Consider the following 10,302-nt stretch of genomic DNA (forward strand, 5'->3'; position numbering starts at 1 on the left):
GCCATAGCGGCCATACTAAACGGCGAGCGCAACGATGTCGGCGGTCAGGGCCGCTTCATCATCAGGAGACGTGGGGATCTTGCGCTGCGTGGAGCGGTCCTGGCCGAGAACCCGGCAGGCCAGCCGTTCCGAGACGCCATACTTGGCGATTACGTGATCCACACAGGCGCGGCGGCGGGCGGGGCTTACCAGTTTCCCGAGGCAGCCTCCTTGAGAATCAGCTTTTCCAGGGTGAGATCCGAGACGGCCCGACGCAATCTGGCGTTCTCCATCTCCAGTTCCTTCAACCGTTTCGCCTGTTCGAGCTGAAGGCCGCCGTATTCCTGACGCCAGCTAATGGGATGGACGGCTCTCCCTCCCGCCCTGCACGATACCAGGGCTGAAGACGAGGAGGACATCCCATGACCATCCACACACTTGGCGTCGACATCGCAAAGAACGTGTTCCAGCTTCATGGGGTCGACAGATCAGGAGCCGTTGTTCTCAAGCGCAGGGTGATGCGCGACAGCCTCATGCAGGTCATCGCCCAAATGGCCCCGTGCACCATCGCGATCGAGGCCTGCACCGGGGCCTTCTATTGGCAGCGGCGCTTCGAGGAGCATGGGCATGCGGTCAAGATTATCAGCCCGCAATATGTGAAGCCCTTCGTGCGCCGCCAGAAGAACGACGGCAATGACGCCGAGGCAATCTGCACGGCCGCCCGCCAGCCGCACATGCGGTTCGTGCCCAAGAAGACGATCGAGCAGCAGGATATCCAGACGCTCCACCGTGCCCGCCAGCGGCTGGTGAACCATCGCACCGCCGTGGTCAGCCAGATCCGAGGCATGCTCCTCGACCGCGGCATCGCCATCGGCGTGAGCATCACCCGGGCGCGGCGGGCGATCCCTGAGATCCTCACAGGCCAGCACCCCGAGCTGACGGATCTGGCCCGCGAGGCCATCAGTGAGCTCTATGACCTGTTCTGCGATCTCGATCGACGGATCCGCTCTTTCGATCGGAAGATCGATCGCGTGTTCGAGACCTCTGAGCCCTGTCAGCGGATGGCCCGGATCAAAGGCGTCGGGCCCAAGACGGCGACCGCGATGGTAGCCGCTATCGGCGATGGCTCGGAGTTCCGCAATGGCCGCCACCTGGCCGCCTGGCTCGGGCTGGTTCCCAGCCAGCACTCAAGTGGAGATCGACGCGTGCTGATGGGGATTTCCAAGAGAGGCTCCCAGCCGCTCAGGGCGATGATCGTTCACGGAGCCCGAGCCGTGGTGCGAACCGCGCCTGGCAAGACGGATCCGGCGAACCAGTGGGTGAACCAACTTCGGGAGCGACGCGGCTTCCACCGCACCACGGTTGCGGTCGCCAACAAGACAGCGCGGATCATCTGGGCCGTGCTGCGAACGGGCGAGCCGTACCGCGTTGCCGCCTGAGGACATCGCCAGCCTTGCGAGCATGAGAGGCAAATGAGAGGTACAGGTCGGACCGGCGCGTAAAGAGCCTGACTATTATCGCGGCCTTCGAGGCCGGCCAGCTATAGAGGCGTGCGCGAGCGGATTCCCCATTTGGGCGCCCCAGCCGGGTGACGCCGGATAGATGTTTGCAACTGACCCAAGCCCCTCAAAGCCAATCCTGCTTGCAACGGGAGAGCCGTCCATAGAGATAATAGGTCACCTCGGTGACGCTGATAGCACGAACCGCATCGGCGACGGATTGGCCCTGTGAGACCATCACATCGACCTGGCGCAACTTGGCGACGATCTCTTCCGGCTTGTGACGCTTCCTGGGCATTTCGGTCCTCCTGTCTGCCTCAAGACATACTTCAGGGTGGACCAGCTCAATGGGGGTGGATCACTGGCTCTGGCGCGCCAGAGACCGCAGCGCCGCTCCATAGAAATCCATCCGCAGCACCACCGGAACCGACATGGCAAACCTCCGCGTTCGCCATGTTGAATCAGACCAAGGCCGCTCTGAAAACCCCGACGAGTCTCACCCTCCGGGACCTAGTATTAGGATACTGGCAGTAACAGTCCGAACTTGATTACCCAACGCCGGATAGTCTCCTACCTGATCTCGAGCCCCCATTCGGCCAGAAGTTCCTCAATATCCCGGTAGCTCAGCGTAAAGCGCGGGTACAGCCAGATCCCCTGCCGGATGGCCTCGGGCGGAAACTGGTGACGGGCATAGGAGATGACTTGCATCCCTTACCTCACCTTAGGAAAGTCAAGACGCTCAGCGTCCCTGTGACATGGCCCAACAAGGTGTTCATGCGGCATGAATTCCCACGGGGCGAGATGATGCATCGACAATGACCATCCGATCTGTCTGCTCTCAGCCGGCTGGAAGATCGCGATCCTGCAGGATCAGAATCGGGGTTTCTATGAAGTCGCAGGTCTTCGTGAATTTCACCGGACTTCGCTGTGGGTCAACAAACTTCACCATGAAGAGCACAGTCGCGCTCAGCTGGGTCATCGCGTACTGGAGCGGTACAAGAACGTTGGTGCTATCCATCTTACGCAACTTGTGGAGTGATAGATCCGGCACCGTGACTTGCGCGAGGTTTGCAATCGAGATCTGCGCCTGGATGGACTCGATCGCCCGCCCCTCAAAGTTGACGGCGGCGGCATTGATGCCCAGAACATATTGCGCGTTCTGGACGTCCTGGCTCTGGAATTCCAGATAGCGGGCGACTTCAATGGTTCCTATGCTATCGCCGATAGCAATCTCATAGTCTACCAGGACGCCCATGCCCGCGTGATCAGCCGGCAGCGGCACGAGCGTCGACTCTCCGCTCGCGAGTTCGCGCGACAGATTCTGGACGATGATGCCGCTCGCCAACCCGAGGGCATATCGAGACAAGCGGAGAGGGAAAGGAGATTCGTTGACAAGGTGGATCGCTTGGGCCGCCTCATCGATCCTGAATTCGAGCGCCCCAAGGCCTATCGTGTCCCGGAAGCTGAGCAAAACAGTTGCATCGATGGTGGAATGACTCTGATCCAGCTTAACGTCAAAGGACCCCGAGAGGTACGGCTCGTGGGCAGCCCGTAGTTGTCGGATGAACAGGTTGGCGTTGGCTACTGCCAACGATCCTTGGGTATCATCCCGAACTTCGACGGAAAGAACGACGGTGTTAGAGGTGGGACCGTTGCTGTAGCGGAACGAGGTAACGAACGGCGAGCCCAGTACCGGTGCCTGAGTTTCGGCGATCAGGTCGGGCGGCGTTAGGGTGCAGCCCTTGAGGTCTGGATTAGCTGCAATCTCTTGGCTCAGCTGTAGATATTCGACGGGGCTGATGTCTGGTGCCAGTAGAAACTCAAATTGAAACTTGCAGCTGCTGGTCCGCCCGGGCGAGCTGTCGACTAGCGCCCGACACACGGCGGCACAGCTGCCGCGATCCCTCACGATGACGTAGCGCTGGGGGATTACAACGATGGTGCGGCTGAGAACGCCTAGATAAAGCTGGCGGATGGATGGGTATTTCGAACTGATATCGCCCAGCGCCGTCAGTTCGATGTATTCCGATTGAATCGTGTTGAAGCTATTGAGATCGCTGATGTCGACGATCGGCCGCGGGCCGTCGCCACGATCGATCGTCAGCTTGAGCCGGTACAGGTCGGTCGCGAATTTTCGGCCCAGCTGGGCACCAACGCTGAAGTGAAAGGTCGCCTGCTCGATGACCGGCACCGGGCCAGGGTCGCCTGGCCGCGGGACACCCTCCATGATCGGCAGGCGGCGATCGGCCCGTGCGACGATGACGTCCCTGTCGAGATCCGGACGTACTACTAACCGCTGAGTGCCGCTCGCTGCGACTCGCAGATCGTCCACTCGGACCTGGGTATCATGCGCGCCGCTCACGATCTGCGTTCCGTTATCCACTGACTCCGCGCGTATTCGAGCAAGCCCTGGCTGTGTCAGTTCCGTGTTCAGCCGGAGCATCCGCTCCGAGGTGGCCGGATTAGACATCCGGACAGGCTGCACCGCTTCAAGCGGGACAGGCCGCCGAACCGGTTCTTCCACCGCGACGCGGTGCGGCCAACGCGCCCAGAAGATCAGAGGCCGCCCAATTGTACGCGAGCGCCAGACGTCATAGGCGGCCGCCAGCGACAGCATCGCCGTGCCGCTATTGACCAAGTTATCGTAGAGCAGCAGGACATTGACACCGAGAACATTGTCGATGGTGACCTGCCAAGTGGTCTCGTTTATCGGAGTTACAGCACAGGGCAGAACAACCGGCGTGTCGGTACCGGTCTGCGGGTCTTTGGCGAGTACTGTGAGAGTCACCGCAAGGTCGCGCAGCGGGATTTCATGATACTGCCTGCCGGGCGCCAAGGCCCTGCCGGTCTCCACCCCTACTGGAACGCTCTTGCTGAGACCAAACCGGAGAGTGGCCCTGTTGAATGGATTGCCCTGAGCATCGATTCCGGACCGGCTAGCCGCGAAAGAAAACAGGGGATCAGGATTCTCGGCTAGCGTGAAGGTCGGCAGGTACCAGGACTTGTTCGGGTCGTCCTTGTCCTGGAAGACATCCCCCTCCTGCAGATCGGCGAATGGCAGGCTCGGGCTCGGGCGCTGAGCGTCAGGCACGACGTCTTGCCCGAGGACCGCGGCCTGAGACCGCAGAATGGGATTGGCGTCAGCCAAGCGAAACGCTGAGGACGTGAAAATTGCCTTCTGCAACGGGTTGGGCATAAGGCAGGCCTCCTTTGCGCTGAATGGGCTCCCCCGATGGGGCGAGCCACCGCCCCCGACCGCGAGCGGGAAACGACAGAATTCTGACTCCAAAGTCGAACAGGCCCCCGTAGGGGCCCGACGACCATCAGGCTGTTTGGAAGCTCTTGATGTAGTCGTTGATCTGGTCCCGCTTCTCAGCAGGAATGGGTGGGATTGAGAGCTTGAACGGGTTGATGTATTTCAGCCGCCCCGTCGGCAGGGGCACCTTGATCGGCTCGGGCGTTCCCCAGTTGATCGGCTCGTCTGTGAAATTAGGTCCTACCACCGAGACCAAGAGGTCATAAGAGAACTCGGTCTCCCCGACATACTTATCCGAGAAGACCTCCCAGATGACATTCTTCTGGTTGGCCTTGGTGATATTGAAGGTGTCTGTGCGGCCTCCGAACTTGCACGTCAGCGTCGCGGACAGTGCATCGTTGGGCAGCGGCCGATCGAGAACGAACCGGACAAAGGTATAGCCAACCTCATCGGGAGTGACGATCGGCGCGTGGTTATGGATCGTCTGCTCGACCGAGAAGACCGATCCGCCGTTGGCGAGTTCCACCCGCGGGTCAGACGAGTCGAAGACAATGGTCTTACGAATCCTCACCTGGTTCTGGTCCCAGTCTGGAAGCGACCGGTCGAGCTTCAGGAACGCGATGTTGATGATGTCGCGCGGCGTGTCCCTGGTCCAGACCGCCAGCTCCGACGGTCGATCCGGGTTCTTGGTGCCGACTGTGTAATGGAACCCTTGGGCTCGGAATTGGGGAAGCGCTTGTCCCGCGGCATTAGTCGGCTGGCTGAATTCGGGGTAGGCCACCTCGATTTGTGCGCTTTCAACCGGATCACCGATTTGCGTTCCGTCAGGAAGTTTCTCCCCCCAATTGATATTATTCTGGGCAGCCACTTGCAGCTTCTTGAAGTACTCATCAATCTCGACGACGGCCAGATACTTGTTCAGGTCGGCCCTGACAGCGGGCTCCAGGTCGTTCAGCGTGCCGGACTTGCGGTCAATGATCGGGATGGTGCCGTTCAGGACGAAGTTATTCTCGAAGTGGACGCCGCGGCGCTGAAAATTGCCCTTAAGGGACACTGCAGACCCGCCGAATAACCTGCTAAAGAGGCCGCGCTCAGTTGACGCCGGGGTATCTCCCGTGGGATGCCAATCAAAGATTTCCGTTTTGACAAGATTGAAGGCCTGTTCGCGCATCTCGTCGACCTGCTTGTCGATCATCTTTTTGAGCTCATCGTCCTCACCTAGAACGGCGTTGTTCATTGTGATGATCGTCTTGATGCCACCAGTCGTGACACATTTCTCATAGGCGAAGGATAGGCTCGCATTGTTGATGCCCAGGAAGCCACCAGCAGAGACCGCCGCGGAGAACTGGTCATACATCTTGTCGACATCGACCTTCACGGTGATCTGGCACTCGTTGACATAGAATTGCTGCTTGAGATTGTAGTGAACTGTGAAGGGTGATTTCCCGTTCTTGAGGGCACCCGCGATGGCGCCGGCCGCCATCGTGTTGCAGGTCACCAAAAAGCTGCTGATGCCGGAAGCCTCGACGCTACCTTTCCCCGCACCCTGAGCACTGAGGAAGAACGGGATTTTTGCGGTACCAACTGGAACGAGATCGGGAATCTCAATCGTAACATCGTTTTCGACAATTGTAACGATACCGAGATTCGGATCGGGTTCATTGCTGTCAATGTGAAACAGCGCCGCCAGGAATGGAACCACTGCGGGACGGGTGTCGAACTCGCGCGCTTTCAGTTTCTGCAACGCGTTTTGGATGACACTGTCCGGGATGGCGAAGGTCGTTGAAAAAGTGCAGATGGATCCCCCAATTTCGGCTGTGCCACCAGTTGTGTTAGCGTCGGTGATTCCCAAGGTCGTCTCAGTGGTCATCAGCCCTTTGAAGATCGTCATTCCGAAATCGAAGTCGGCAGGAGCTGTCTGCTTCTTGGCAAGATATACCCGCTGGGGCACAAAGTAATACTGGCGGGGCATGCTCGCGCCCTTGAGCCTTGCATTATTCGCGTCGGGATATACCTGCAGCTGGTATAGACGACCGGTTTCGTCGTTTACCTGGACGGTGATGAAGTTGGGTCCGAAGAGAGGGCCCAGAGGCATCAGGGCTTCGTTGTCCATAGTGGCACTCCGATAGAGGTGTGAACTGTGACGGTTCACGTGTTGAATCGAGGCAGTTGCATTACTGGGACTCGAGCCAAGCCTCTAGGAAGCTCTCGTCCATTCGGTTTGCCTGGCCGCGCAACTGCGGCGTCTGGCTCTTTGGGTATTCCGGCTTGATAAAGGGGAGGAGACTCTCGAAATCAGTCGCTACGCCAGCTTGGATGCTCGCCATGAAGTCGGAATAACTCATCTGGAAGCCACTGGAGTTCACTGTGTCCAGGATAGACTTGGTCAACAGTCCATGACCGTCGCTCTCATAGGAGAGCTCCCAGAAACGGCATCCGGAGATGAGCGTCATCTTGGCGAGCGGTACAAAGATCTGACTGGGATCCTCCTCGCAATAGAGATGACCACCTTCGGAGACTTGGACATTGCTCACGTTGTTGCGGCACGCATCGGAGTTGTCCGGGACGGCGATACCCGCCGGGATCCATGTGTTCATATAAGTTTGGACTCGCTCCGTCAGATCACTATCCATCTGCAGCGATTTGTATTTGGCGAATGCGTCGACCTCCTCACTGAGGCCTCCGGAGTGACATGAGTCGGAAATCACAGTGAAGTTGACGACGGACGGCTCGAGTTGGTTCGCGATCAAGACCAAGTCCCGGTCAGTCAGGAACGGGCGCGTCGCCATGCACATCGACTCATAGAAGCGCTCGCAGGTAGCGTCATCAGGGTCAGCCGGCTCAACCGTTCCATGGCCGGAAAAGTAGAAGCAGGCGACATCGCCAGGCTGGCTGGCTCTGATCACGTCGCCCAAGGCCAACAGCACGGTATCTCGGGTGGCGGCGGCATCCGTCAGTGTAACGATATCAGACGGATCAAAGCCGAGGGAAGGAAGCAAATCCGTGATGGACCAAGCGTCAGGCACACAGCAGTGCAGATCCGAGTCTCCAAAAGGATCAATGCCCGTGTAATCGTTGATACCTACCACAACGGCTCTTTTCGTCATGAAAATCTCCACTGCTTTGCGGTAGGCGCCAAGCGTCATCTATCGCGGGTTAGAGATTAAGCTCTACGAGTCTTCCTCTATGTGATGCAATTCACAGCTGCGGCAGATCTTCCGTTATCACACACCAATCATGTAGGGTGCAGTCTCCAGGGCCCTGTCGCGGGAAAGCTGACGACCTGGGTTTCCTGGCGGTAGGGTGAGTTGCAGTCCGTTTCCGACCCCCGTCACCAGTTCACGCCAGACATTATCCGGCGCGTCTTCTAACCTTATCTCTGCTTCACTCTCAGCTACCGGGATGTCGAGTAGCTCTTGGCCGAGCGACGGCTTGAGATCTCATACGAGGCCATTCGCCGGTGGGTGCTCAAGTTCGGTCCTGCCACTGCTAGGAGCCTGCGATGACTACAGCCTCGGCCCAGGGTTATCTGGCACTTGGACGGGATGGTGATCTCAATCCAGGGCCGGTGCATGTATCTGTGGCGCGCTGCTGACCGCGAAGACGAGAGCCTCGACATGCTCGTTCCGACGCGCTAGGACAAATCCTCTGCTTTGAAGCTCATGCGCAAGTTGCTCAAGAGGTAGGGCTCTGCTCTGCGCGTGCTCGCGACTGACAAGCTGACGTCCTATGGATGCGCACGACGGGAGCTCGGTCTGTCCGCGTAGCATGAACAGAGCCTGCGTAAGAACAACCGCGCCGAGAACTCGCACCAGGTCATACGACGACGCGAGCGAAAGATGCAGGGCTTCCAGTCAGCTGGATCCGTTCAGCGCTTCCTTTCGACCCACTCCGCCGTCCACAATACGTTCAATCTCCAACGCCACCTCATTTCCCGTCGCATGTTGCGCGTTTTCCGGAGCGAAGCCGCGGAGCATTGGCGGCGCGTGAACGGCCGCGGCATGAGCGACTCCAGTTTACGCCAAATTGCACCGCTGCCGAAGCTCCCGTGACTACGCCCTCCCAGAAGCGGAGGGGTACGACGACCGGACCCTGCGCATAAGATACCAGCGTTCTGGATCGCCCCAGCATCAGCCCAGCTGATCGAGCAGTGACTTGGCATCCTTAAGGTCCGCCGTATCGAAGCCTTCCGTGAACCAGCCGTAGACCGGAGCCAGCAGCTCGCGGGCCTCGTTGCACTTGCCGCTGTTCTGCCACAGGCGAGCGAGGCTCGAGGCCGCACGCAGTTCCCATAACTTGGCGGCTTGGCGGCGGGCGACGTCGAGAGCGCGGACGAACGAGGCTTCGGGCTCGGCTCGATTTTGGGAGGGCAGATACAGCAGGCATTCGCCCCTGAGGCGATACAGCTCGGCTTCGAAGCAGCGCTCTCCGGTCCTGTTCGCGATCAAGAGAGCTTCTTTCACGAGTTCGAGCGCGGCTTCGACAGTCTGACTGTTCTCGAGTTGCGCCACCGCCTTCAGCAACAGCAGATACGGCAGGAAAATCTCCGCGCCCGACGCGCGGTACGCGGCCATTGCTTGGTTCAGCTCCGCCAGGCCCGCCTCCGGCTCGCCGCCAGCCGCAACAGCCCAACCGTGCAGGCAATGTCCTGTAGCGAGCCAGAAGAAAAGCCGCTGCTCAGTGCAGAGCGTAATCAGGAGCTATGGCGGAAAGTGGGTGATGCTGGTTTGAGAATGGCGGCGTATCGAGGCGGGTGTCGAGCCTGCCAGAGCCTCTTGGAGAAGAGCGATACCCCATGAACGACCCTATCAACATTGTCCGCTTGCGTCAGCCCGATGCAATTGACGATCCTCTGACGGAGATCCTGCGCGCTGGCGCCCGCAAGCTCTTGGCCCAGGCGATCGAGAGCGAGGCCGAGGCTTATCTCGCCAGCATGCGCGCCCTGAAACTACCAGATGGGCGCGAGCGTCTGGTGCGGCATGGACACGGACCCGCGCGCACGATCCAGACCGGGATCGGTCTAGTGGAAGTGCGCCGGGTCAAGATCCGCGACCGCGGTGCCGCCGGTGAGGAGGATCGGATCCGCTTCACCTCGGCGATCCTGCCGAAATGGGCGCGGCGGACGAAGAGCTTGGATGCCCTGTTGCCGATCCTGTATCTGCGCGGGCTCTCGACCGGCGACTTCCAGGAAGCGCTCTCAGCCCTGCTCGGCCAGGAGGCTCCGAACCTCTCGCCCTCCGCCATTGGCAGGGTCACGGGTGAATGGCAGGTCGAGTATGAGCGTTGGCAGGCGCGGGATCTCTCGGCGCGGCGGTATGTCTATGTCTGGGCCGATGGTGTCTACCTGCAGGCCCACATGGAGGATCATGCGGAGTGCATCTTGGTGCTGATCGGCACCACCCGGGAGGGCAAGAAGGAGCTGATCGGCTTCCAGGCCGGGGTGCGCGAGAGTGCTCAGAGCTGGCGCGAGCTGCTCGTCGAGATCAAACGGCGGGGGCTGTCGATTGCGCCTCACATTGCCGTGGGTGATGGGGCGCTCGGCTTCTGGAAGGCGCTCGACGAGCTCTT

Annotated in this window: 7 protein-coding genes and 3 pseudogenes; 3 read left to right on the top strand and 7 right to left on the bottom strand. The window is 59.7% G+C overall.

What is annotated here, in order from left to right:
- Nucleotides 1-18: 18 nt before the first annotated feature.
- Nucleotides 19-332: pseudogene (locus BN1233_RS46180) on the bottom strand (IS3 family transposase); the annotation flags it as partial.
- Nucleotides 333-401: 69 nt separating this feature from the next.
- Here BN1233_RS46180 and BN1233_RS31270 point away from each other — a divergent pair.
- Complete coding sequence (locus BN1233_RS31270) at nt 402-1,418, top strand: IS110 family RNA-guided transposase (protein WP_046867584.1); 1,017 nt, start codon at nt 402-404, stop codon at nt 1,416-1,418.
- Between the two features lie 229 nt (nt 1,419-1,647).
- Here BN1233_RS31270 and BN1233_RS47495 read toward each other — a convergent pair.
- The 5 genes and pseudogenes from BN1233_RS47495 to BN1233_RS31290 form a co-directional block, all read right to left on the bottom strand.
- A pseudogene (locus BN1233_RS47495) lies at nt 1,648-1,776 on the bottom strand (IS3 family transposase); the annotation flags it as partial.
- A gap of 272 nt (nt 1,777-2,048) precedes the next feature.
- Nucleotides 2,049-2,186, bottom strand: a complete 138-nt coding sequence (locus BN1233_RS47500; RefSeq protein WP_154678318.1) for a hypothetical protein — start codon at nt 2,184-2,186, stop codon at nt 2,049-2,051.
- Between the two features lie 130 nt (nt 2,187-2,316).
- Nucleotides 2,317-4,674 (bottom strand): hypothetical protein, encoded by a 2,358-nt coding sequence (locus BN1233_RS31280; protein WP_046867586.1) that lies wholly within the window; start codon nt 4,672-4,674, stop codon nt 2,317-2,319.
- A 127-nt stretch (nt 4,675-4,801) separates the two neighbouring features.
- Entirely contained in the window at nt 4,802-6,847 is a 2,046-nt protein-coding gene (locus BN1233_RS31285; RefSeq protein WP_046867587.1) for a hypothetical protein, read from the bottom strand.
- Nucleotides 6,848-6,908: 61 nt separating this feature from the next.
- Nucleotides 6,909-7,841 (bottom strand): caspase family protein, encoded by a 933-nt coding sequence (locus tag BN1233_RS31290; RefSeq protein WP_187144414.1) that lies wholly within the window; start codon nt 7,839-7,841, stop codon nt 6,909-6,911.
- Nucleotides 7,842-8,084: 243 nt separating this feature from the next.
- On the opposite strand from BN1233_RS31290, the pseudogene BN1233_RS46185 reads away from it, so the two are divergent.
- Nucleotides 8,085-8,786 (top strand): annotated as a pseudogene (locus BN1233_RS46185) (IS6 family transposase).
- A gap of 78 nt (nt 8,787-8,864) precedes the next feature.
- Here the strand turns inward: BN1233_RS46185 and BN1233_RS31300 are convergent.
- On the bottom strand, nt 8,865-9,308 hold the full coding sequence (locus tag BN1233_RS31300) for a hypothetical protein (RefSeq protein ID WP_046867589.1): 444 nt from the start codon (nt 9,306-9,308) through the stop codon (nt 8,865-8,867).
- A 221-nt stretch (nt 9,309-9,529) separates the two neighbouring features.
- Here BN1233_RS31300 and BN1233_RS31305 point away from each other — a divergent pair.
- The coding region (locus tag BN1233_RS31305; RefSeq protein WP_046867590.1) for an IS256 family transposase at nt 9,530-10,302 on the top strand (773 nt) is incomplete at its 3' end.

The organism is Microvirga massiliensis (assembly GCF_001006805.1).
In the GTDB taxonomy this organism is placed as follows: Bacteria; Pseudomonadota; Alphaproteobacteria; order Rhizobiales; family Beijerinckiaceae; genus Microvirga; species Microvirga massiliensis.